This window comes from Thermostichus sp. OS-CIW-30 (assembly GCF_054060215.1).
On record NZ_JBSSCZ010000017.1, the window covers coordinates 40,254 to 62,656 of the forward strand.

The 22,403-nt window shown below is 58.5% G+C and carries 18 protein-coding genes, 1 tRNA gene and 1 pseudogene; 7 read left to right on the forward strand and 13 right to left on the reverse strand.

Features of this window, described 5'->3' with window-relative positions; all coding sequences use genetic code 11:
* Positions 1-46: 46 nt before the first annotated feature.
* Positions 47-376 (forward strand): 30S ribosomal protein S20, encoded by a 330-nt coding sequence (rpsT, locus tag ACVWZF_RS08655; protein ID WP_011434338.1) that lies wholly within the window; start codon positions 47-49, stop codon positions 374-376.
* Positions 377-478: 102 nt separating this feature from the next.
* Here the strand turns inward: rpsT and ACVWZF_RS08660 are convergent, their stop codons facing one another.
* Entirely contained in the window at positions 479-916 is a 438-nt protein-coding gene (locus ACVWZF_RS08660; RefSeq protein ID WP_187147245.1) for a hypothetical protein, read from the reverse strand.
* Positions 917-1,401: 485 nt separating this feature from the next.
* On the opposite strand from ACVWZF_RS08660, the gene ACVWZF_RS08665 reads away from it, so the two are divergent.
* Positions 1,402-1,474, forward strand: a tRNA-Arg gene (locus ACVWZF_RS08665).
* A 13-nt stretch (positions 1,475-1,487) separates the two neighbouring features.
* Here ACVWZF_RS08665 and ACVWZF_RS08670 read toward each other — a convergent pair.
* Positions 1,488-4,148, reverse strand: a complete 2,661-nt coding sequence (locus ACVWZF_RS08670) for a sensor histidine kinase (RefSeq protein WP_457411273.1) — start codon at positions 4,146-4,148, stop codon at positions 1,488-1,490.
* A 909-nt stretch (positions 4,149-5,057) separates the two neighbouring features.
* Here ACVWZF_RS08670 and ACVWZF_RS08675 point away from each other — a divergent pair.
* Positions 5,058-7,058, forward strand: a complete 2,001-nt coding sequence (locus tag ACVWZF_RS08675) for a primary-amine oxidase (protein ID WP_011434335.1) — start codon at positions 5,058-5,060, stop codon at positions 7,056-7,058.
* A 181-nt stretch (positions 7,059-7,239) separates the two neighbouring features.
* Here ACVWZF_RS08675 and ACVWZF_RS08680 read toward each other — a convergent pair whose 3' ends face one another.
* Entirely contained in the window at positions 7,240-7,497 is a 258-nt protein-coding gene (locus ACVWZF_RS08680; protein WP_011434334.1) for a DUF3146 family protein, read from the reverse strand.
* A gap of 233 nt (positions 7,498-7,730) precedes the next feature.
* Positions 7,731-8,072 carry a DUF3155 domain-containing protein gene (locus tag ACVWZF_RS08685; protein WP_049749658.1) on the reverse strand — a complete coding sequence of 114 codons (342 nt, stop codon included), beginning with the start codon at positions 8,070-8,072 and terminating at the stop codon, positions 7,731-7,733.
* A gap of 818 nt (positions 8,073-8,890) precedes the next feature.
* Here ACVWZF_RS08685 and ACVWZF_RS08690 point away from each other — a divergent pair.
* Complete coding sequence (locus ACVWZF_RS08690) at positions 8,891-9,382, forward strand: DUF4168 domain-containing protein (protein ID WP_011434332.1); 492 nt, start codon at positions 8,891-8,893, stop codon at positions 9,380-9,382.
* On the opposite strand, the gene ACVWZF_RS08695 is transcribed toward ACVWZF_RS08690, so the two are convergent.
* Positions 9,372-10,286, reverse strand: coding sequence for a sensor histidine kinase (locus ACVWZF_RS08695; protein ID WP_457411274.1), 915 nt, complete (start codon positions 10,284-10,286; stop codon positions 9,372-9,374). The genes ACVWZF_RS08690 and ACVWZF_RS08695 overlap by 11 nt on opposite strands.
* Before the next feature lie 176 nt (positions 10,287-10,462).
* Here ACVWZF_RS08695 and ACVWZF_RS08700 point away from each other — a divergent pair.
* Positions 10,463-10,624, forward strand: a pseudogene (locus tag ACVWZF_RS08700) (RNA-guided endonuclease TnpB family protein); the annotation flags it as partial.
* Between the two features lie 34 nt (positions 10,625-10,658).
* Positions 10,659-12,131, forward strand: a complete 1,473-nt coding sequence (locus tag ACVWZF_RS08705) for an NAD(P)/FAD-dependent oxidoreductase (protein WP_011434330.1) — start codon at positions 10,659-10,661, stop codon at positions 12,129-12,131.
* Here ACVWZF_RS08705 and lpxB read toward each other — a convergent pair.
* The 5 genes from lpxB to ACVWZF_RS08730 all read right to left on the reverse strand — a co-directional run bounded on the left by lpxB (position 12,128) and on the right by ACVWZF_RS08730 (position 16,744).
* The gene (gene lpxB, locus ACVWZF_RS08710) at positions 12,128-13,336 is read right to left on the reverse strand and encodes a lipid-A-disaccharide synthase (protein ID WP_011434329.1); all 1,209 of its coding nucleotides are present in this window, start codon (positions 13,334-13,336) and stop codon (positions 12,128-12,130) included. The genes ACVWZF_RS08705 and lpxB overlap by 4 nt on opposite strands.
* A gap of 26 nt (positions 13,337-13,362) precedes the next feature.
* A complete protein-coding gene (gene lpxA / locus ACVWZF_RS08715; RefSeq protein ID WP_414382304.1) occupies positions 13,363-14,340 on the reverse strand; it encodes an acyl-ACP--UDP-N-acetylglucosamine O-acyltransferase in 978 nt (325 codons plus the stop codon).
* A gap of 233 nt (positions 14,341-14,573) precedes the next feature.
* Positions 14,574-15,074, reverse strand: coding sequence for a 3-hydroxyacyl-ACP dehydratase FabZ (gene fabZ, locus ACVWZF_RS08720; protein ID WP_011434327.1), 501 nt, complete (start codon positions 15,072-15,074; stop codon positions 14,574-14,576).
* A gap of 213 nt (positions 15,075-15,287) precedes the next feature.
* Positions 15,288-16,142 (reverse strand): UDP-3-O-acyl-N-acetylglucosamine deacetylase, encoded by an 855-nt coding sequence (lpxC, locus tag ACVWZF_RS08725; protein ID WP_011434326.1) that lies wholly within the window; start codon positions 16,140-16,142, stop codon positions 15,288-15,290.
* Between the two features lie 14 nt (positions 16,143-16,156).
* Entirely contained in the window at positions 16,157-16,744 is a 588-nt protein-coding gene (locus ACVWZF_RS08730; RefSeq protein ID WP_011434325.1) for a hypothetical protein, read from the reverse strand.
* A 67-nt stretch (positions 16,745-16,811) separates the two neighbouring features.
* Between ACVWZF_RS08730 and ACVWZF_RS08735 the strand changes: the two genes are divergently transcribed.
* On the forward strand, positions 16,812-17,642 hold the full coding sequence (locus ACVWZF_RS08735) for an RNA methyltransferase (RefSeq protein WP_011434324.1): 831 nt from the start codon (positions 16,812-16,814) through the stop codon (positions 17,640-17,642).
* 140 nt (positions 17,643-17,782) lie between these two features.
* Here ACVWZF_RS08735 and ACVWZF_RS08740 read toward each other — a convergent pair whose 3' ends face one another.
* The 3 genes from ACVWZF_RS08740 to pstS form a co-directional block, all read right to left on the reverse strand.
* A complete protein-coding gene (locus ACVWZF_RS08740) occupies positions 17,783-18,742 on the reverse strand; it encodes a DnaJ C-terminal domain-containing protein (RefSeq protein WP_011434323.1) in 960 nt (319 codons plus the stop codon).
* A gap of 208 nt (positions 18,743-18,950) precedes the next feature.
* Positions 18,951-20,843: a molecular chaperone DnaK gene (gene dnaK, locus ACVWZF_RS08745; RefSeq protein WP_011434322.1), complete on the reverse strand. Its 1,893-nt coding sequence runs from the start codon at positions 20,841-20,843 to the stop codon at positions 18,951-18,953.
* Positions 20,844-21,133: 290 nt separating this feature from the next.
* Positions 21,134-22,234, reverse strand: coding sequence for a phosphate ABC transporter substrate-binding protein PstS (pstS, locus tag ACVWZF_RS08750; RefSeq protein ID WP_414413706.1), 1,101 nt, complete (start codon positions 22,232-22,234; stop codon positions 21,134-21,136).
* Between the last annotated feature and the right edge of the window lie 169 nt (positions 22,235-22,403).

Here is a 22,403-nt window from a genome sequence, read left to right on the forward strand (position 1 = left end):
AGCTCTGATGGTATGCTGGATCTTCGCTGGAACTTCCCCTTCAACCATGCCACGCATCAAATCTGCCATCAAGCGCGTTCAGATCGCAGAGCGTAATCGGCTGCGCAATAAAGCCACCAAAGCCATGGTGCGCGCTCTGATGAAGAAAGTGATCTCCCTCTCAACTGCCTATGCCGCCAACCCACAGCAAGAAACTCTGCAGGAAATCCAGGCGGCGATGAGTGCTGCTTTCAGCCGCATTGATAAAGCTGCCAAAACCGGCGTCCTGCACAAAAACACAGCCGCTCGTCGTAAGGCTCGGCTGGCCCGGATTGTGAAGCTATCTGTGGCTTCCTCGGAAAAATCCCAGGCTGAGGCTTTGGTTGAGCATGGTTGAATTCTCCTGCTGCTTCGGAAGTGGTGCTTGTGCGGGATTTCAGCCGCACGCAAACGAGATTTTGCCTCGGTGCCGGCAGGGATCCCAAGTGGCAGCCAAAACCTAATCTTGAGTATCCAACCTGCGCACCAACCAGCGCCGCAGCGGATGCCACACCGGCAAGGACAGGATCCAGCGGGATTGCTGCTCCAGCATGAGACGCTCCACCGGATACAGGCCGAACAGCTCATAGCGGCTTTGGGCGATCAGGATCCCCATCGTGAAGCTGACACAGAGCAACAACCCCAAAGTCGGCCATCCTGGGCGGTGAAACAAGGCATATCGCAGGCCCGTCCAAGTAAAGTAATCCCACAGGCGGGCTATATCCGCTCGCAAAGCCCAGAGACTGGGGATCCCGACCACCAGCCACAACAGGCCCAGAAAGATGAAGCTACCACCGTGATAGAGGCGCAGCAGACGCTTGGCTGCCGGAGACAGAGCTTGAGTGCCGGAAGAAGCTTTCTTTCGCCCAACTGAGCCAGGATCAGGGAGCAAGGGCATGGGGATCCCAATTTTCGACACCTCAACACCCATTTTGGACTTATCTCCGACGCAATAGCTCGGTTGCATGGGATCCTCGAACTCAAACGAGTACTTTTCTGCTTTCGGCTCGCCCATTTTAAGGGATCGATGCACAGGGAGCCCAGTTGTGGCTCTCCCGCTGCACAGCGCCATCCAAAAAGGCACTGATCAAAGCATCTGCTCAAAGCATCTGCCGTCTGCAAGTCTTCCTTATCCGTACAGTCAAGTTTCCTGAGAGACGCCCAGACGTCCCGTTCCAAGAGCTTGGCAGACGATCTCTTTGACGTTCATATCCTGAGCGAAAACCAACATTCCCATGGTGAAGGGATCCCGCCCTGGCTCCCTAAGGCAAACCGCGCAATTTGCCCAAGCAACACTGCGGAAATCCAAGCCAGAGGCAGGTGGGCAGGGTTGGGGATTGGGAACTGGGTCGGGGATATAATGGCTCTGCACCCTTTTCTTCGGCCTTGCTAGCTCAATGGATAGAGCACCGACCTTCTAAGTCGATGGTTGCAGGTTCGAGTCCTGCGCAAGGCGCTGGCCTTGCCCTCTAAGCCTTGCTTGGGGTTTCCGACAAGCTGCCCTGGTGGGGGCACCACACCTGAACAACCACCTGCCGGGAGTGGCTTTCCACCCGCAGGGATCCCTGCAGCAGCTCCACTGCCTTTTGAACCAGCGATAGACCCAAGCCCGTTCCCCCGGCGTTGCGGCAATCCAACTGGGGGAGGCGATAGAACTTTTCAAAAAGGCGGGGCAACGCTTCTGCAGGAATTTCCACCCCTGTATTGCGCACCGTGATCAGCCAGCCGGGACGGCCATTGGAGTTAGCCTGGCTCACACTTAAATAGATGCTTTCCCCAGTGGGGGTGTACTTACACGCATTGTTTAAAAGCTCGCTGACCACCCGCGACAAGAGGCTCTCATCCGTGCAGAGGGGCCAAAGGTCGGGATCCCATTCCACCTGGAACTGTTGGCCTTGCTGCGCAGCCCGCAGCCGGAAGGGCTCGGCAAGATTGGGGATCCATTCCTGGGGAGATAAACAGGTAAGTCTGAGGACTTTGTTTCCGGATTCGAGGGCTTGCAATTCCAACAGGTCGTTGATTAACTCCAGCTCGCGGTTGGTCTCCATCTCCAAAATCTGCAAGTAGCGCCTTTCCCGCTCGGTTAGGTTGGCTTTGGATAAAAACCCAATGGCCAGCTTCATGTTGGTGAGAGGTGTGCGCATTTCGTGGGAGACCATGTGCAGAAACTCATCTTTGAGTTGGTTGAGCTCCTGCAACTGTTGCACCTGGCGCTGAATTGTCTGATAAAGACGTGCTTGGCGAATGGCAAGGGCGCATTGGCCGGCTACCCGTTGGATAAGCCGTTGTTCCCGCTCGGTAAATATCTGCCCCGGTGGACGGGATCCACAAATATTCCCCAAAACAAGCAGTTCCTCGTCTTGCCCTGCCAGATCCCTTTTTTCACAGATGGGGGCGACGATCAGGGTACAGCGGTCATGGTTAGGCCAGCAGGGGTGATGGAGATTGCTGAAGTGGCAAAGCTGTCCGCGCTGGAGCTGACGAAGCACATGGGTGAAATCCGCAAACGAAACCTCCAGGGGGAAGCGCCGGATCCCTTCTCCGGCCAAATAGTCCACCGCCAAAACGCTGACCTGCCGCTCTGGGTCATGAAGGGCAATGGTGCAATTGGATAGGTTCAAGCTCAGGGCCAGTTCTCGGGCTACCGTTTCCAAGATTTTTTGTTCATCCAAAGTGGAGCGAATTTCTTCGGTGATGAGCTGGAGTAGCGCTTCGTCGTTGTAAGCTTGTTCGAGCTCTGCATTGCGCACCCGCACTTGGTAATCCAATTCAGCATTGGCCTGCTGCAGCTTTTGATAAAGCTCTGCCTGCTGAATGGCCACCGCCAGGTGCTCCCCGATAGCCTTGGCCAGCTCGATCTCGTCGGTTTGCCAATCCGGATCTGAGATCAGGCGCCGCAGGGCCAGGGCACCCCACACTTTTCCCTGGCAAGCCACTGGGATCACCAACCAAGGGCCCAGGTGGTATTCTCGCTTTTCATGGATAGCAAAGGGATCCAAAACTTGCTCGGGATCCGGCGCATGAAAAACTTGCAGCTGCTTCAAGTATTGGATGGCCACAATGTCTGGACTATCCGGGATGTGCAGGTGAAGGGCAGTGGGCAGATCAGGCGATTGGACGTAGCTGGCAACACCTAACCATACAGCCTCAGCCGGCAGGTACTGGTAAAGGGTAACCCGTGCTGCCTGTAACACTGCCCTCACTTCCCGGACTGCCACATCAAACAGGGTGGGCAAGTCGAGCGAGGCGTTGATGGCCTGAATGAGCTGGCTGAACAGCCTTTCTCGCTGCAATTGCCGCTGCAGCTTCAGCTCGGCTTGCTTACGAGGGGTGATGTTTCTAATGATCATCAGGACTTGATCTTCCCCATAGGGGGCGATGCGAGCCTGCTGATATTGGGGCTGAGGGGATCCCTCTGGGCAGGGGTACTCGATCTCTTGAGCTTGCCGGGTTGCCAAGGCCAGCTCCAGATGCTCGCGAATGGCTTGGGCTGTGGGCTCTGCCGCACCGGCGCAGGCGACCTCAGGAAACAGCTCTTCAGGAGTTTTGCCCAGGTAGTAGGCAGGGGGATGGGGGACAGAAAAATAGCTGGGCGGCTTGAACTCCAGACATCGGCCCTGGCGATCCAGACGAAGCAGCATGTCGGGCAGGGCTTCCAGGAGCTGGCGATAGTGGCGCTCTCGCTCGGCCAAGGTGATCTCTAATTGCTTGCGCTCGCTGATATCCAGGGTCACCCCGACAACCTGGCCGGGATCCCCTTTCGGCCCCAAGAGCACAATCCCCTGGGAAAGCTGCCAGCGCATCTGGCCGTCGGCCTGGTAAACCCGATATTCCACCGAAAAGTTGGGATCCCCCTCTACCGCCCTGGGCCCAGCCGTCTGCAAAGCTTCTTTCACCCTTTGGCGATCTTCCGGGTGAACGTGCTGCAAAAACACTTCCAGGGTGAAATCTTGGCCGGGATCCAGCCCGTATTTGGCCTTGCACTGGGGAGAAGCACTCAACTCCCAGGTGCGCAGATCCAGTTGCCAATAGCCCAGTTGGGTGGCTTCTAAGGCCAAATAGAGATGCTCTGGATAAAAGCTGCCGTCTCCTGGCCGCACCGGCACCAGGCGGTATCGAGTTGAAGCCATCTCCCTCACCAGATTCTATGAGCCCTGCCTCATTGTGGACAATTTTCAGAGAACCTGGGAGATCCTACTATTCGAACTGTTAGAAATTCTTAACCTTAAGCATGGCTCCAGGGTAACTCTTAGATATGTGTTCTCCGACACCAAACCTTCAACTTGAGCTGGACTTCAACTTCACGGGGAGAAGGCCTAGGGTCACACCCTGCTGATGCGACCGGGAGGCTTTGGGCCGGGCTTGTGGGAAAGGGGGGTGCCTCTGCTATAGTGATGGTCGGTTGCATTTCGGATCCCAAGTGGTGGGATCCCCCTGGCAGGTAGGGTCAGGGCAGGCTTCGAGATGTCTTTGCGCTCTTGCGAGAGTTGACGTTGCGTTGAGCTTTCTCGGTGTGATCCTGCCCTTAGCCTGCGTGAAGCGTTTTCTCTTTTTTATGCTTTCCTGTGCAACGTTAAGCCTGACGTTTAATCACAGAAAACTTCTCCTGCTCTCGAGTTTGGGTTTATCTGTAGTAAGACCTGTATTCAGATTTTCCCGATGGGTTGACGGCTTCCTGTTCGCCCTGGCGCGGCTTCTCAAGGTGCCGTTGCCCTCTTCATTTGGTTAGCGGACGGGGAAACAGAAGATTGCTAGATCTGGACAATTAGCAGGGCCGAGGTTGTCTTCACTTCCTTGGGCTTTGGCTTAAGTTTTCCTTTCCCCGGGTATCTCTTGCAAAGTTGCCCGATGTTGGCGATGGCAACAGGATAGTCTGTTTAGCCTGCTGTTAGGTTTTCTGGATTCTCTGAGTTGGGTTGATGGGCTGGCCCGCGGCATGGCGAGCGAAGGGATCCGTTTGGCCGTTCCCAACAGACTTCTCTCCATTTTCTCCTACTCAGCTCAATCATTTTCCAACCGAAGAATTCAAGGTTATTGCTGTGGTTTGTAAAGTTTCTCCCAGTTTGGATCGACATAGCCAGTCGAGTGAATCTGCTTTGCTTGGCCAGGCTTCATTGCCCCAAGGCCACCCCTTGGATCCCCTTAGCGCCGAGGAGATGCGGCAAGTGGTGCAGATCCTGCGCCGGCAACGGCCCCTCAGTTCTCAGGGGCGCTTTGTAACCATCCAGCTACAAGAGCCGGAGCGGCCTTGGATGGAAGCGTGGCAGCCGGGGCAGCCGTGGGATCGGCAGGCTTTCGTGGTGCTGTTGGATCCGGCCAGTGGCAACACCTACGAAGCCGTGGTCTCTCTGTCAACACAGCAGGTGCGCTCTTGGCAGCTCGTTCCGGGCGTGCAGCCCCCTCTGCTCGACGATGAGGTGTACGCCTGCGACCGCCTGCTCAAGGAGGATCCCCAATTTTTGGCGGCTCTGCAGCGGCGGGGGATTGCCGATGTGGATTTGGTGATGGTGGACTACTGGACGGTGGGCTACTTCGGGATCCCGGAAGAAGAAGGGCGGCGGCTGGTGCGAGGCTTTTGTTTCCTACGTACTTCCCCTTGCGACAACGGCTATGCCCGCCCCATCGAGGGGCTCTACCCCTGGATTGACCTCAACCGCATGCAAGTTGTCAAGGTGGAGGATCGGGGTCTGTGGCCCTTGCCGCCGGAGTCCGGCAACTTCGACGAGCTGTTTTTCAAAGATTTTCGCCAAGACTTGAAGCCGCTAGAAATCACTCAGCCCCAAGGGGTGAGCTTCCAGGTGGACGGCCACCACATCCGCTGGCAGAAGTGGGATCTGCGCATCAGCTTTAACCCGCGAGAGGGGCTCGTCCTCCACCAGGTGAGCTACGAGGATCAAGGCCGCCTTCGCCCCATTCTCTACCGCGCCTCGGTAGCCGAGATGGTGGTGCCCTACGGGGATCCGCGGGATCCCCACTGTCGCAAAAATGCCTTTGATGTGGGGGAATACGGCATTGGCATGCAGGCCAATTCCCTGCAGCTGGGCTGCGACTGTCTGGGGGAAATCTACTACTTCGATGCCTGGCTGCCCACTAACAGCGGTGAGCCCATGCTTTTGAAAAATGCCGTCTGTATGCACGAGGAGGACTTTGGGGTGCTCTGGAAGCACACCGACTGGCGCACGGAACGGGCGCAGGTGCGGCGCTCGCGGCGGTTGGTGCTTTCCTTTTTCACCACCATTGGCAACTACGACTACGGCTTTTTCTGGTATTTCTACCAAGACGGCACGCTGGAGTTTGAAGCCAAGCTCACCGGCATCATCAACACTTGCGCCACGTTGCCGGGGGAAGAGCCGGAGTTTGGCGTCTTGGTGGCACCCCAATTGTCTGGCCTCAACCACCAGCACTTTTTCACTGTCCGCCTCGATATGGCGGTGGATGGGCCGTGCAACTCCCTCTATGAAGTGCATGCAGAACCTCTGCCTCTGGGGCCGGATAACCCTCACGGCAACGCCTTTCGCGCCCGCTCCACCCTGCTCAAAACCGAGCAGGAGGCTAAGCAAACGGTGGATCCCTTGCGGGGCCGCTATTGGAAGATTGTCAACCCCAATCGCCACAACCGCCTGGGACAGCCGGTGGCCTACAAACTGATGCCGGGGGACAATGTCCAGCTTTTGGCCCACCCCGACTCTTGGCTGTACCGACGGGCAGGATACCTGGCCCACCACCTCTGGGCCACGCCCTACCATCCCGGCGAGAAGTTCCCAGCAGGGGACTACCCCAACCAACACCCCGGTGGCGAAGGGCTGGTGCAATGGACGCAAGCGAACCGATCCCTGGAAAACACCCGCCTGGTGCTCTGGTATAGCTTTGGCTGCAATCACTTCCCCCGCACCGAGGACTGGCCAGTGATGCCGGCTAGCTACATCGGCTTTATGCTCAAGCCCCTGGGCTTCTTTGAGTGCAACCCAGCTCTGGATGTGCCTCCTCCCCCGCCGAAGACCAAAGGCTGCTGCAGCTTTATTGACTACCCCCCTGCCTAGAGGGCGAGGATTCTTTCAAGTGCGAACAGCTTGGGCGCGACAGGAGTGAGAGGGGAGGCACTCTTCGCCCACGGGGCTTGAGACCTGGTTTCTGGGTCACCGTAGCAGGTGCCTTCCATTGCTCAGCCCCGGTCTTTGGTGCTGGGCAAAAGCTCTGCTCAGATCTGCTCAGATTGAGAGTTCACAAGCTGCTGCGAATCACAAACGAGTAGTTGCTGCCCGGTTCCAGCAGATAGTCGGATTTTTCCAGAAAACGGCTCAAGGGCTCGCAAATCAAAGCCCGCCCCACAGAAGGCTCCACTCTGAGCTCTCCGGCCCGAAAGCGCCAGCAAAAGCGCCAAGCCCAACCATTGGCGTTGACTTCCCCCTCAATGGCACCCTCTTGCCAAGAGCGGCGGGTAATTTGGATGTGGGCAGTGGTCTGAGGCAGTCGGCTCATCCGGCATCTCCCGACGGGATCCCTTGTAGGGTAGCGCGTGGCTCCCTCGCTGCCGCCAGCAGATCCAGCATGGGGAGTGAGGTATCAGAAGCTCAACCCATTGAGTGAAAGGGATCCCCTAAATAGGGTCAGTTCTTTTGATTTTCTTGATTTTCTGAGAGCGGCTGCAACAAACCCCCCAGGGTAGGGGGGCTGTTTCCTGGGCTCCTGCTGTAGGAAAAGCTGGCCAGAAGCTAGCGAGCGGCAGTTGCAAGGGTCTTCGAGGATTTTTTCTCTGGCTTTTCAGCCGCAACCTCTGCTAACAAAGCTCGCAGGCTGGGAAAAAGGAAGTGGTTCTCCTCGACATATTGCGCGCCGAACAACCCCTTCTCCGCCCAGAAAAACCGATCAACTGTATGTTCATTTCGTCGCACCAAAATAAGTGCGGGGGGCTGAATAGACTTCTCCTGAATATATTTTCGAGCAGCGGTTACAGACTTCTCCTCACCACTGTCCAAATTAAATTGAGGAATGTGATCTAAAATCTTGCGCCCTTCCAGACGACGGCGGCTCTTACGCTTTCTTCTCCTAACCAATGTAAGCCTCCTGTAGAAGGATGACCGAACAACCGCAACCGCAAAGAATATATCAGCGCTGCTTAAGAAAAGCAATAACTTTTACCCATTTTTGTTATCATCTTTTACAAAGGCAATAAAGACAGCAGTCGCCCTCAAAGCCCTTGAAGGGTTACTTATGGACGCGCCCAAAAAAATCTAATCGGGAACCTTTCTCCGAACAAAAAATCCTCCAACAATCGCCTGCAAAGAGAGCTGGCGATTGGGCGTTTGCTAGGTTAACTGCTGATATTGATAGGGGATCCACGGGCTCTGACACCTGCGAAGAAAGTCAGATGCCGATGTGGGAGATCCGCATCAAATCTGGCCCCTAGCCTAACATTAACAAAAACGATACTCAACAGAACATATACCTAAGCTCAGCTTCAAGACAACCCCCTTTGGGCTGAAGTGCTAAGTCAATTGCCAATGCTGCAAGTCTGGAGCTGCTCAACCGAGGAGAGAAAGGGGCACTCCGGTGCCGGGCTACCGTTGAACAGCGCATGTAAGACTGTACAACCAACTTCTTGTTTCTACAAGAGATCCACTGCAGATCCCCAGCATGTCCACACAGCCCTTTCGCGAGTTCATCCTGGGAGCCCTGGAGTGAGGAGTTCTGGTACCGTAGGGATTGGATGGATCCCGCCTCAGGTGCCGGCAAGCTGGAATGAGCTTGATGGGCTGCCAGGACTGCGTTGAACCGATTAGACGGAATTCAGGCATCTTGCTAGTCTGGCTTCAGGTTTGGCTGCACCTCAAGGGCTTAGGTCTATCTTGTCTGGGTTTGGGGAGTTTTGGGCATGATGAAATTCGCGTTGCTGATGGGTCTGGGACTCAGCTTGGGATCCCTGCCGGCTTGGGCACAGGGAGCAACCCCGTCGCCTGGCCCTGCTGCAACTGCTTCTCCAACTTCGGGGGAGGCTCCGGCCACAGCAACTCCTAGCCCTCTGGCATCTCCGACTCTAACCCCAGAGCAAGTCACCGATGCCCAGGTGGAACAGTTGGTGCGGATTTTGTTGGAGTTGGATCCCCTGATTCGGGAAGCGAGCGCCCAACTGCGGGAAACCCAGAACGAGGAAGAGTACGAGCAAATTATGCAGCGCACAGAAACCCAAGCCAGCCGCATTGTCGAGGAGCAAGGGCTGACAGTGCTTCAATACCGCGAATTGATGACCTTGGCGAACGAAAATCCTGTTCTCAACCAGCGGGTTCGGGCCCGCTTGCAAGAAGTTTTGCAGGAAGGGGAAGCTTCCAACTCTCCAAAGCCGGCCACCCCGACGCCTACACCCTAGGCTGAGCTGGCTTGCCTTGGCCAAAGACAGGGAGAACCCGAGGCAGCCGCAAGGTAAAGCAGGTGTGGTTGGCCTCGCTGTTGAGGTGAATGCTTCCTTGCAACAGGCTTACCCGCTGCCGCACAAGGGCCAACCCCAACCCTGTCCCCCCTTGCCGCCAGGGATCCGCGCTGGGCACCCGATAGAACTTCTCAAATACCCGCTTTTGCTCTTCCAGGGGAATGGTTACGCCGGTGTTGAGGACTTGGATGTCCAGGTGGTCGGAATGGCAGGTGGCCTGAAGGCTGATCAGGTGCCCAGCAGGGGTGAATTTACATGCATTTTTCAGCAATTCCGCCAGCACCGACTTTAGCACTCCCGGCAGGGTAAAAATGGCAGGCAGTCCTGGAGGGATCCCAAGGCTGAAGCGCTGATGGCGGCTATGGGCCTCCTGAGCAAAGGGCTCCGCGATCTGGGGCAACCACTCTTGCAGCTCCAACCAGCAGGGCCGCTGTGAACCGTTCGCGTTAGCGGGACGGAGTCCCTTGAGCACCTCTAACTGCTGCAGTTCCAGCAGATCCTCGACCAGTCTGATCTCCCGCTCACATTCGTTGTCCAACACCTTCAAGTACTGAGAGATTTTGGCCGGATCCGGGGATCTGGGAGCGCCCTGGGCAGGCAGCAGGACGGAGCTGAGCAGGCGGATGGCCATTTTCATGTTGGAAAGAGGGGTGCGCAGCTCGTGGGACACCGTGCTAAGGAAGTCATTTTTCAGGCGATCCAGCCGCTGCAATTCCTGTATCTGGCGATCCAGTTGGGCGGTGCGGGCCTGTACCTTTTCTTCCAGGGTGCGGTTCAGCTCCTGAACCTGTTGGAGCAATTCCGCCTGCCGAATGGCGATGGAGAGGTGATCGGCCAGGGCCAAGATCAGATCCTGATTGGTGGCCAGCCAACCGGGACGTGCTGTTTTCAGCTAGAACCCGCAGGAGCCCCGCACTCTATTAGTGGCTAGTGACTAGTGGCTAGTCACTACCCACTCACCACTATCCAGGGTCAGTGCCGGAAGGAATGCGGCCTTCCTTGATGAAGTACAATCGGCGCATGACCCAAGTCCTGACTATAGCTTGCAAACTCAAGGTGTCCCAGTCGCAAGCTGCAAAATTGGATGCGACAATAGATGCCTTTGTGCAGGCGTTGAACTGGGTGAATCAGAACACACCACAAAAGACAGCCAACGCCGTCAAACTGCAATCCCTTTGCTATACTACCAGATGGTACCTCAAGGCAGCTATCCAGAGTGCAGTCCACAGTGGTGATCGGGGCGGGGCCAGCTGGATTGAGTGCCGCCTACGAGCTGAACAAGCAGGGCTACCCGGTAACGGTTTTGGAAGCGGATCCGGTGCAGGTAGGGGGGCTATCCCGCACTGTAACCTACCAAGGCTATCGCTTTGATATCGGTGGACACCGCTTTTTCTCCAAGTCGGCGGAAATTGAGGCTCTGTGGACGGAGATTTTGGGCTCGGAAATGCAGGTTTGCCGTCGGCTTTCCCACATTTTTTACCGAGGTGTTTTCTTTGATTATCCAATTCGACCTACGGATGTTTTTGCCAAACTGGGGCCAGGGTTTACCACCCTCTGTCTGCTCAGTTACCTAAAGGCGCGCCTCTTTCCCAGGCCCAATCCTGTATCTTTTGAAGATTGGGTCATTAACCAATTTGGGGAACGGCTGTATCGCACTTTTTTTAAGACCTACACCGAGAAAGTGTGGGGGATCCCTTGTCACGAGATCAGCGCCGACTGGGCAGCCCAGCGGATCAAGGGTCTGTCGATGGCTTCTTTGATCCGTAAAACCTTTTTCCCCAACCGAGAGGGGGTGATCAAAACCCTGATCGATCGCTTTCGCTATCCTCGCCTAGGGCCAGGCCAGATGTGGGAGCGCGTTCAAACCTTGCTGGCAGAAGCCGGGCAGCCGGTACAACTGGATCGCAAGGTTACGGCAATCCACTGGAACCGGGCCGGAGTTCAAGCTGTACAAGCCTGTTCTCAAGGGGGAGAGACCTTTTGGGTGACCGGCGAGCAGTTCATTTCCACCATGCCGCTGCGCTCTCTGGTGCGGGCTTTGGTACCTGCAGCACCGGAGCCGGTGCGAGAGGCCGCCGAACAACTGCGGTATCGGGATTTTTTGACGGTGGCTTTGCTGGTGGATGAGCCCAACCTATTTCCAGATCACTGGATCTATATTCACGATCCCTCGGTGCGGGTGGGGCGTATCCAAAACTTCAAGAATTGGAGCGCGGACATGGTTCCGGATCCCTCGGTCACCTGCTTGGGTTTGGAGTATTTTTGCTCAGCGACGGATCCCTTTTGGGGACAAACCGATGGGGATTTGATGGCCTTGGCAACGCTGGAATTGCAGCGGTTGGGCCTGCTGGGGAGGGCAAAGGTTTTGGGCGGCACAGTCATTCGCGCCCCAAAAGCCTACCCAGTTTACAATCACGGCTATCAAGCTCACATCCAGACCATTCGAACCTTTTTGGAAGAAGCACTGCCCAATTTGCAGGTGGCAGGCCGCAACGGCATGCACCGCTACAATAACCAGGATCACGCCATGATGACGGGCCTTTTGGCCGCTCGCAACATTGTGGCGGGGGAACGGCGCTACGATGGGTGGCGCGTCAACCAAGATGCTGAGTATCTGGAAGAGGAAGATTCAACGGCAGCCCTGGCGGGAGGACGGGCGGTGCCCCGGGCCCTGGGTCACCGGAGCTAGCGGCAAAAGGGATGCCGCTGGGGGCCGGCTGCGCCATCCAACACCTCTAGGATGGCCTTGGCAGCGCGAGCCAGAACGCCGGGTTCTCCCAGGGCTGCCCGCATCGCGGCGTAGTCGGCTTGCAGTTGGGCTTTGCGTTCGGGCCGAGTTAGCAACTCCAGCGCCAGTTGGGCAATCTTCTCTGGCTGGGCCTGCTCCTGCAGCAACTCCGGGACAATGGGGCGCATCTGCACCAGGTTGGGCGGAGACATGAAGGGCACCGACACCCTCAGCCAATGGCGGGCGATCCAGAAGGTGAGGGGGTTGAGGCGATAGATCACCACCTGGGGGATCCCCAAGATGGCCGTCTCCAAGTTCACCGTGCCCGACTTGGCCAACACCAAATCAGCCGCTGCCAAGGCGAGGTGATGAGCTTTGTGGGGGGAGAAGAAGGGCAGAGCTTGGGGATCCAAAAGGGTGAGGTTGAGCCCAAGGCGGCGGGCAGCCCGCGCAATCGGGGCAGCAAAACGGGGCGAGGCCAGGGGCACCCAAAACTGTGCCTGAGGCAGGTGAGCTTGCAACAACTGAGCCGCCTTGAGCAAGACAGGCAGAACCGAGCGCAGCTCTTGCCGACGCGAAGCCGGCACCACCACCACCACCGTGGCTTCGGCAGGGATCCCCAACTGGGCTCTGGCGGCAGCACGGCTGGGCACAGCGGCCAAAATATCCAACAGGGGATGGCCCACATACTGGACATGGGCTCCTGCCGCCGCGTAGTAGCGGGCTTCCTCAGGGAAAATTGCCAACATCAGCCGCATCTGCTGGGCCAGTTGGTAGGTGAGGCGGGCGTCCTGCGACCACACCCACTCTTGGGGGGCAATGTAATAGACAGCAGGGATCTGCCGCCGTTGCAGCAGACGGGCAATGCGGCTGTTGACGCCGATGTAGTCCACCAGCACAGCCACATCTGGCGGGTCTTGGGCCAAAAAGCGGCGAATCTTCCATTCCGTCCAGAGGGCGGGGCCGATAAAGGGAAGAGCCTCTAAAATGCCAACGGAGCTGATCTCGGTAGTGCGGTGCAATAAACGGGCCCCGGCAGCAGCCATGCGCTCTCCCCCGACCGCTGTGATGCGCAGTTGAGGGCGCTGGCGCAGCAATTCTTCAATCAGATGGCCGGCCTGCAGATCCCCTGAGACCTCGCCCGTGCAGATGAACAGGTGGCTCACCAGAGCTACGCTCCCGACCCCAATCTTTAGTCATCCAGCTCTGAAGTGCTCTGCACCGGCGGATCTTCCCCCCTCCCGCGCAGGGCCGGCAGAGGGCCACGTCGTTGGGGCTGGGAGAGGGAGTCTTCCAAAAATTGCAGCAGATGTTGCAGGGATCCCGTCTCGTCCACCCACTCTTTCCCCTGTAGGGAAAGGACATGGCGCTCTCCCTCCGCACCGCTGTTACAAACGACACACAGGCTGCTGCGCAGTGTTTGCAGCGCTTTTTCCAAAGGCAACCCTGAGCGGTACAAAAATCGGTAGACCTGCCGCAGCAAGGGCAGGGATCCCTCCATCCCTTGGGCTCGCCGCAGCCCCACCAAGTTCAGACCGCGGATGCGAGCCGGATGTCCTTCCACCAACATGTAGGGGGGAACGTCGCGGTCAACCCGGCTCATTGCCCCCACCATGGCCAAGCGCCCGATGCGGGTGAACTGGTGGATCCCGACCATGCCGCCAATGCGGGCTTGAGACTCGATGTGGATATGGCCGGCCAAGGAAACAGCATTGGTAATCACCACCTGATTTTCGATGACGCAGTTGTGGGCGACATGGGTGTAGGCCATCAGCAGGTTGTAATCTCCAATCAGGGTGGCTTCCCCTTCATTGGTAGCCCGGTTGATGGTGACGAACTCGCGGATGCGATTGCCTCTGCCGATTACCACTTGAGAGGGGGCGCCGCTGTACTTCAGATCCTGAGGCTCGGTGCCCACAACTGCTCCCGGAAAAATGTGGTTGCCCTCGCCGATTTCCGTCCAGCCATCGATCACCACATGGGCCCCCACCACCGTATGGGCAGCAATGCGAACATGCTCGCCGATCACCGCATAGGGGCCAACCTGCACCGTTTCGTGCAGCTCAGCTTTCGGATGGATCACCGCAGTGGGATGAATCCGCTCCCGTGAGCGGTGCGGCGCACTTGCAGAGATGTTGGGAGTGGATCCCGCTGAAGCGAACGAACTCATTTCCGACCTAGCCAGCAACTGTGGTTACGCTCCCAACCCCGCGAAGGATCACCAAGACTTGACTCCAGGGGAGATGAGCCTTAGAGCTACGCCCCACTGTCGCGACAACATGTTTACCGTATCCCGACAGAAAGGCGCAAGCAGCCCCTGAGCCATCTTTCTATCCCAACACTTTATCTCAATTGCGAGAACACCCACACCGGAGCGCCTCCTGGATGGCCGCTGTTGGCCCATCAATCCACCAGGGAGAACATCAGCTCCCCCTCGGTTACCAGTTGCCCTCCCACCTGAGCGCGGCAGAACATCTTGCCAATGCGCCTCTGGCGAATGGTGAGCAAATCGGCGGAGAGCAGCAGTTGATCCCCCGGCAGTACCGGGCGGCGAAAGCGAACGCCATCGATCCCGGCAAACAGGGCCAAACGCCCGGCCACGTCCGGCAACTTGGTCAACACGATCCCCCCTATCTGGGCCATGGCCTCGACGATTAGGACGCCGGGCATGATGGGTCGGTTGGGGAAATGCCCTTGAAAAAAAGGCTCGTTGAAGGTGACGTTTTTCAGGCCCACCGCCCGTTGCCCCGGTTGATACTCCACAACCCGATCCACCAGCAAGAAAGGATAGCGATGGGGCAAGATCTCCAAAATCTGCTCCGTTGTGAAGACGGGGGGAGCGGTTGCCAATTGAGCGGCTGCCTCAGCCGAGAGAAGGGGAGGAGGAGAGACATCAGAGGACATGGTGAACCCACAGAGGCAGAGGACAAAACCAAATCCCGGACGGGGAGGACGGCAGGCCAGAACTCAGCCAAAAGAGCACCCAGGGAGCTGCGGAAAGGAGGGGAATGAAGCGGATCCCACCCTGGGGATCCCCTTGAAGACAAGTGCTCCGCACCGCTCTCGCAACTGAGGATGGCAGGGTTGTTGCTGCGCAACCGGATCCCTTGCTCCCCCTCACTCTTCATGGATCAGCAGGGATCCACTCTTGAGCAACTGCTCGGCCAAACGGTGGTGCAGGGCATGGCCCGCCTTGTAGGCCACAATGTGCCCCTGCAGTCGGCAGCCCAGGAGGCTGAGATCTCCTAGTAAATCTATCAGCTTATGGCGCACCGGCTCATCTGGGTAGCGCAATGGCCCCAACCACTCGGTTTGGCTACAGACAATGGCATTTTCCAGGCTGCCCCCCTGGATTAGCCCCCGTTCCCGGGCCAGCTCCACATCCTGCTGGCGGGCGAAGGTGCGGGCCGGCGCAATGGACTGGACAAAATCCGGCCTGTTCTCCCTCCAGCTCAGCCACTGTTCTCCAATCGGGCAATCGGCAAAATCGATGCCATAGGTAAAGCGGGCTGTAGGATGGGGGAGGGCGCTGACAAAGGCTTCCCCCGCCCAGACAGTGACCGGTTCTTGGATCACCCCCAGCAGGGCTGGCTGATCTTGGGCCTGGATCCCGGCCTGGGCAATGGCCTCTACAAAGGGCAGGGCAGAGCCATCCAGAATCGGCAGCTCCGGCCCCTCCACCTCGATGCGGCAGTTGTCAATGCCCAGGATGTAAAGGGCGGCCAGCAGGTGTTCCACCGTCTGCACTTGAACAGAGGGGGATCCCTGCTGCAACAGGGTGCAGAGATGGGCAGGGGCCAGGGATCCCAACCGAGCCGGGATCTCAGGGGATCCCGGTTGATCCACCCGCACAAACACCCGACCGCTGCCGGCAGGAGCTGGATGCAGACTGCAGCCAATTGGCAGGCCGGTGTGCAGGCCAACGCCTTCTAGGGCAATAGAGCTGGCTAAGGTGTGTTGCCGGCCTCTCATCGTGCTCCGCAGCGCTAGTGCAAACGCTCTTGGCCCTGGTCGAAAACGCGGTAATACAGCTCCCGATAGCCCACGCGCAGGTTGCTGCTGGCATCTGCCAACTTGGCTTTGTGGCTGCGGGTGCCATAGGCGCTGAACACCTCGTAGGTATCTCCCTCAAAGAAAAAGGAAGAGACATCGGACATCTCTTCGCCCCCCAGCAACTGCCAGCGCCCCTGGCGAAACTGCAGCCGGTAGTGGGCTTTATCCAAGCTGCCGGAAGGACGGTCGATCATGGCGTCGATGCTGCCCTCGTAGAACGGCTCGGCACCACCATTGGGGATGGATATGTCCACAGGCCACACGTCCACAGCGATATCTCGGTAGCGGCAGTTGGGCCGGTTGCACAGGCGAATCGAGCGCATGACCTCGGCAATGGCTTCCAGCCGCTGCCGCGCCTCGGCCAGAGAAAACCGCTCTGAGTCGCTATCGCGAACGAGCTGGGGCGATACCTGAGCCGGCCCTGCCAGCGATGAAGGGGCAGCCAGCGCCGGGGATCCCCAGCAGCATCCCACCAACACCAGACAAATCAAGCTCAGCCAACAACGGTATGCGGATCCCATGGATGCAATCTATGACAGAATCAAGCTCCTCTTCTCTACTCTAGGCACTCTGGGGGATCCCAACCTGATGCCGATATTACCCCACTCTGGCCCTGAACAACTGGCGCAGGTACGGCTTGTATTGGTGCAGCCGGCTGGGCCGCGCAACCTCGGCGCCATTGCCCGCGTGATGAAAAACATGGGCTTCAGGCAGTGGGTGCTGGTGGATCCCCAATGCGATCCCCTCGATATAGAAGCGATCACCACAGCCGTGCATGGGGCAGACCTGCTCCATCAAGCCCGGAAGGTGCAAACTTTGCCCGAAGCCCTGCAAGGGTGTGTGCAGGTTTTCGGGACAACGGGGCGCAGCCAAACCTACCCACCCGAATGGCAAATTCAGTCCCCCCGCCAAGCCTTTCCCGCTCTGCTGGCCGCCGGCCCTGCCGCCCTCGTGTTTGGCCCCGAAGATCGCGGCTTGAGCAACGAGGAGCTGGCCCTTTGCCATCGCCAGATCCAGATCCCCACCGATGCGACCTATCCCTCTTTAAACTTGGCCCAAGCCGTGGCCATTTGTTGCTATGAGCTGTACACCCTCGTCTGCCAGAGCCCTTCCCCTGCTCCTCCTATGCCCTCACCGCAAAGGCTTGCCCCCTTCGAGCTGCTGGAGGGATTTTTCGACCACTTAGAAGCGCTGTTGCTGCAAATTGGCTACCTGCACCCCCACACAGCCCGCCGCAAAATGCTCAAGTTTCGCGCCCTGTTCCAGCGAGCCGGCCTGACCGTAGCCGAGGTGGCCTTGTTGCGCGGGATCCTGCGGCAACTGCAATGGAGCCAGGGATGCTCTCGTCAGGAACCTCTGGAAGCAAATGCAGCTCCCGTCCCGCCGACGCAACCAGATTCCAGCAGGACCCCATCTTGACCCCAAGGCTGGGCCTCCAGCCCCGCCCTACCGCTACTGGAAGCAAGCTAGAAGGGCGGCTTCCTGCTTTCAGGCGGCGCGGAGCGCTTGTCAAGAATCTTGAGGCTTTGGCCGTGGGAGAATATCGGAGAATATCAATGCTAGAGCTTAAGGGTGGCGCGGGGATCGTAGGATTGAACCCGCTGCAGCTTTTCGTAAAGTTCTCGCTCTTCTTCGGAGATCTGGGTGGGCAAATGGATCTGCACCACCACGTAAAAATCCCCCCGTTCTCCGTTGCCTTTGGGAAATCCCCTTTCCGCCAGCCGCAACTTTCGCCCCGGCTGCATGCCAGGTGGGATCCGCAGCTTCACCACCCCATCCAAGGTGGGCACTTCCACCTGGGCGCCCAAAACCGCTTCGCTGGGGCTGATGGGCAGATCGCAGTAAACGTCGAATCCCTCTAGGCGATAGAAGGGGTGGTCTTTCAGCTCAATTTTAAGGTACAGATCACCGGCACCGCCGTTGGGGTTGGGGTGGCCTTGGCCGCGCAGGCGAATCCGCTTCCCTGGCGTAATTCCCGGCGGGATGTTTACCTCGAGCACGCGATCCCCGCCCACCCGCAGGCGACGCTTGCCCCCCTCAAAAGCTTCTGGAATGCTGATCTGGATGGTGGCCTCAGCATCGTAACTGGTGTTGCCAGTGGATCCCGAAAATCCGCTGCTGCGGTCTGCGGTTTGGCTGCGCACCCGGCCCAGCAGTTGATCGATGAAGTCTTGAAAATCATCAAATTGGCTGAAATCGACGCCACTCCCCCCAAATCCGCTCCCCCCAAAGTCTTGGCTGAAGGGGCTGCTGCTGTAGGTGTAGGCATCGCGGCTGGAGCGAAACCCGCCCTGCTGATAGTATTGGCCAAATTGGTCGTATTGCCTGCGCTTGCTGGGATCCGAGAGAACTTCGTAGGCTTCGTTAATGTCTTTGAATTTCTCTTCAGCCGCTTTGTCGTTGGGGTTGACATCTGGGTGATACTTGCGGGCTAGGCGCCGATAGGCTTGTTTCACCTCATCGGCAGTGGCCGTTTTGCTGACCCCCAAAATCTTGTAGTAGTCCTTAAAGTTTTGCATGGAGGCGTCCGCAGGCAAATCGCTGAGAGTGGGCAGAAAACCACGAGGCTAGGCGTCCCCGGCAAGGGCTCCTTCCCTCCGACCTACTGAAGAAAATGAGGAGGCGGGCTAGACGCCATCGCCCATCCCGTCCCTCCTCATTATCGGCGCTACAAGTAAGGGCGGGATCCGCCCTGGGCCCGCGGCCCACGGAGGGATCCCTGAGCAGTCACTTGCTCTCGGTGAAGTCGGCATCGATCACATCATCGCTGCCGCCGGAGGTTTTCCCTGAGCCGGGAGTGGGGCCAGAGGAGGCCCCCGGCTGTTGATACAGCTCGCTGCTCATGGCGTAGAGAGCCTCTTGCAGCTCCCGCTCTTTGCTCTGGATGGCGCTGTCGTCCTCCCGCTGGATGGCCTCCCGCAGTTCTCGCACCAGAGTCTCGATTTGGCTGCGTTTGCTGGAGGAGATCTTGTCGCCCAACTCCTTCAACTGCCGCTCGGCTTGGTAGGCCAGCGAGTCGGCCTTGTTGCGGCGCTCAATTTTCTCCCGGCGGGCCCGGTCTTCGGCAGCGTATTTTTCTGCCTCAGCAATCATGCGCTCCACCTCTTTGCTATCCAAAGTAGAGGCGCCGGTGATGGAGATGCTCTGCTCTTTGCCGCTGCCTTTGTCTTTGGCCGTCACCTTGAGGATGCCGTTGGCGTCGATGTCGAAGGTGACCTCGATCTGCGGCACACCGCGGGGGGCCGGCGGGATCCCGTCCAGCTTGAAGCGGCCCAGAGATTTGTTGTCGCGGGCCAGCTCCCGCTCCCCTTGCACCACGTGGATTTCCACAGAGGTCTGCCCATCTTCGGCAGTGGAGAAGATCTCCGACTTGCGGGTGGGGATGGTGGTGTTGCGCGGGATCAGCTTGGTGGCCACGCCGCCCAGGGTTTCCACCCCCAAGGACAAGGGGGTGACATCCAGCAACAGCACGTCTTTGACTTCGCCCGCCAGTACGCCAGCCTGAATGGCTGCCCCAACGGCCACCACCTCATCGGGGTTGACGCTCTGGTTGGGTTCTTTTCCCAGCAGCTCCCTCACCAGCCGCTGCACCGCCGGAATGCGGGTAGATCCCCCCACCAGCACCACTTCGTTGATGTCGGCCTTGGTGAGCTTGGCATCCCGCAGGGCTTGCTCCACCGGCCCCTTGCAGCGCTCCAGCAGGTCGGCACAGAGGTGCTCAAACTGGGCGCGGGAGAGCTTCAGCTCCAGGTGTTTGGGCCCATCGGCAGTGGCAGTGATGAAGGGCAGGTTGATGGTGGTTTCGGAAACGCTGGACAGCTCGATCTTGGCTTTTTCCGCGGCTTCCGTTAGCCGTTGCAGCGCCTGCCGGTCTTGCCGCAGGTCGATCCCTTCCATTTGCTTGAACTGCTCGGCCATCCAATCGACGATCTTCTTGTCGAAGTCGTCGCCCCCCAACTGCGTGTCGCCGCTGGTGGATTTCACCTCGAAAACGCCATCCCCCACTTCCAGGATGGACACGTCGAAGGTGCCGCCGCCCAGGTCGAAGACGAGGATGGTCTCGTTGTTGCGCTTGTCCAAGCCGTAGGCCAAAGAGGCTGCTGTCGGCTCGTTGATGATGCGCAGCACTTCCAAACCGGCAATGCGGCCCGCATCTTTGGTGGCCTGCCGCTGCGAGTCATTAAAGTAAGCAGGAACCGTGATCACCGCTTGGGTGACCGGCTGGCCCAGGTAGCGGCTGGCATCATCCGCTAGCTTGCGCAGCACCATGGCCGAAATCTCTTCCGGCGCAAATTCCTTGTTCAGGCGGGGGGCGTACAGTTTGACATTGCCCCGCTCGTCCCGCCGCACCTGGTAGGAGACCCGCTTGGAGTCGGCATTCAGCTCATCGTACTTGCGACCGATGAACCGCTTAACGGAGTAGAACGTGTTTTCGGGGTTGAGCACCGCTTGGCGGCGGGCCATTTGGCCCACCAGGCGCTCTCCATCTTTGGTGAAGGCGACCACCGAGGGTGTGGTGCGAGTACCCTCAGCATTGGCGATGACGGTGGGGACACCCCCCTCCATTACGGCGACAACCGAGTTGGTTGTGCCCAGGTCAATTCCTACAACTTTTCCCATCGGCTCCTTATTCTCCTCTTCTTGAGTACATTGCTTCGGTTACCGCCGCCAGCCTGTGTGAAGTAGCTTGGGCAGCCAATCTGTGAAAATCCGGCAGATGCTTGGTCACTTCCTGGGTCGATCCTAACCAGCTGGTTGGCGAGGCCAGGGCGAGAATGCCGCCCATTTCTCGGGGCTGAAGGGCAGACCGGTTACGGATCTCCGTACCTGCAGCAGCCTTGCTTTCGGTGCCGCTTGGGGTATGGCCTGGGTTGGCAGCTATTGGCAACTCTTGGGGGACTGCTGCCAGGCTAGCTCTGGATAAGCTGCAGCGCCTCCAGGCCGCGGTTCACAACGGTTGCGGCCAGGGGCAGGTAGCCCATCTCCTCGGCCAGGGCTTGTCCTTCGGTAAGGGCCCAGCGGAGCACAGCTTGCAGGGCGGCGGCCATGGCGGGATCCGAGTACCGGCGGTAGGTCAGGATCCAGGTGTAGGTGACGATGGGATACGCTCCAGGGCCAGCGGGATCCGGCACAAAAGCCCGCAGGTTTTCCGGCAGCTCAATTTCGCTCAAGGCCAGGGCCGAGGCTTCCGGGGAGGGGAGAATGAACTCGCCGCGGCGGTTCTCCAGAGCTGCCACCGACAGATCCAGCTCGCGGGCATAGACCGACTCCACGTAGCCGATCACCCCTTCGCTGAGAAGCATTTGGGCGCTCATGCCCTCGTTGCCCTTTACCCCAATGCCCACCGGCCACTCCAGCGACATGCCAACACCGATTTCTGAGGCCCAAGCCGGATCGATGGCGGCCAGGTGGCGGGTAAAGGTATCGGTGGTGCCGCTGCCATCGGAGCGGTAGCAGACGGTGATGGGCAGATCGGGAATGGTTAGCTCCGGGTTCAGGGCCAGGATCTCCGGATCCCGCCACTGGTCGATTTGGCCGCGAAAGATCTTCACCAAAACGGGTCGAGACAGCTTGAGTCCAGAAGGGATCCCCGGCAGGTTGTAGCCTACGGCAATGCTGCCTGCGGTCATCGGGATCATGACCACACCCCGCTTCACCTCGGCGATCTCGGCATCGGTCATGGCCACATCACTGGCGCCAAAGTCCACTGTCTGGTCAATAAATTGCCGGATCCCAGCGGCGCTGCCCACCGGTTGGAAATTGATCTCCACCTTGGGATCCACCTGGCGGTAATCGGAAAACCAGCGCAAGTAAAGAGGAGCCGGAAAGGTGGACCCGGCCCCGTTGATCAGCAAAACTTTGTCGGAGGACTGGCTGCCGGAGGCAGGAACGGGATCCCTGCCGCTGGGTTGGTCAGAACGGGATCCCCTTTGGCAGGCGCTCAAGGTAGCGCCGGTGGCCAATAAAGAAAGCAACACTTCTCGGCGACGGAAGCGGGGCAGTTGAGCCATGGTTCAGGTTCTCCGAGGTCACCGCCCCGATCCTTGTCTTGCCTGCGGGGCCCTGTCAAGGGTTGCCGGCGAGAGCTCTTGGGATCCCGTGCGTGGCCCACTTTCCCCAGGTGGCTGTCTTTCCCTCTGTACCATCCCCGTATTCCTCGCTACGCTTCCCAGCAAAAGT

Excerpts from the sequence above, each read along its gene's own strand:
- ACVWZF_RS08690 (WP_011434332.1), top strand. The coding sequence starts at position 8,891 with ATGATGAAATTCGCGTTGCTGATGGGTCTGGGACTCAGCTTGGGATCC.
- dnaK (WP_011434322.1), bottom strand. The coding sequence starts at position 20,843 with ATGGGAAAAGTTGTAGGAATTGACCTGGGCACAACCAACTCGGTTGTC.
- ACVWZF_RS08740 (WP_011434323.1), bottom strand. The coding sequence starts at position 18,742 with ATGCAAAACTTTAAGGACTACTACAAGATTTTGGGGGTCAGCAAAACG.
- ACVWZF_RS08735 (WP_011434324.1), top strand. The coding sequence starts at position 16,812 with ATGCCGATATTACCCCACTCTGGCCCTGAACAACTGGCGCAGGTACGG.
- pstS (WP_414413706.1), bottom strand. The coding sequence starts at position 22,234 with ATGGCTCAACTGCCCCGCTTCCGTCGCCGAGAAGTGTTGCTTTCTTTA.
- ACVWZF_RS08670 (WP_457411273.1), bottom strand. The coding sequence starts at position 4,148 with ATGGCTTCAACTCGATACCGCCTGGTGCCGGTGCGGCCAGGAGACGGC.
- lpxA (WP_414382304.1), bottom strand. The coding sequence starts at position 14,340 with ATGAGTTCGTTCGCTTCAGCGGGATCCACTCCCAACATCTCTGCAAGT.
- rpsT (WP_011434338.1), top strand. The coding sequence starts at position 47 with ATGCCACGCATCAAATCTGCCATCAAGCGCGTTCAGATCGCAGAGCGT.
- ACVWZF_RS08680 (WP_011434334.1), bottom strand. The coding sequence starts at position 7,497 with ATGAGCCGACTGCCTCAGACCACTGCCCACATCCAAATTACCCGCCGC.
- lpxC (WP_011434326.1), bottom strand. The coding sequence starts at position 16,142 with ATGAGAGGCCGGCAACACACCTTAGCCAGCTCTATTGCCCTAGAAGGC.
- ACVWZF_RS08730 (WP_011434325.1), bottom strand. The coding sequence starts at position 16,744 with ATGGGATCCGCATACCGTTGTTGGCTGAGCTTGATTTGTCTGGTGTTG.
- fabZ (WP_011434327.1), bottom strand. The coding sequence starts at position 15,074 with ATGTCCTCTGATGTCTCTCCTCCTCCCCTTCTCTCGGCTGAGGCAGCC.
- ACVWZF_RS08660 (WP_187147245.1), bottom strand. The coding sequence starts at position 916 with ATGCCCTTGCTCCCTGATCCTGGCTCAGTTGGGCGAAAGAAAGCTTCT.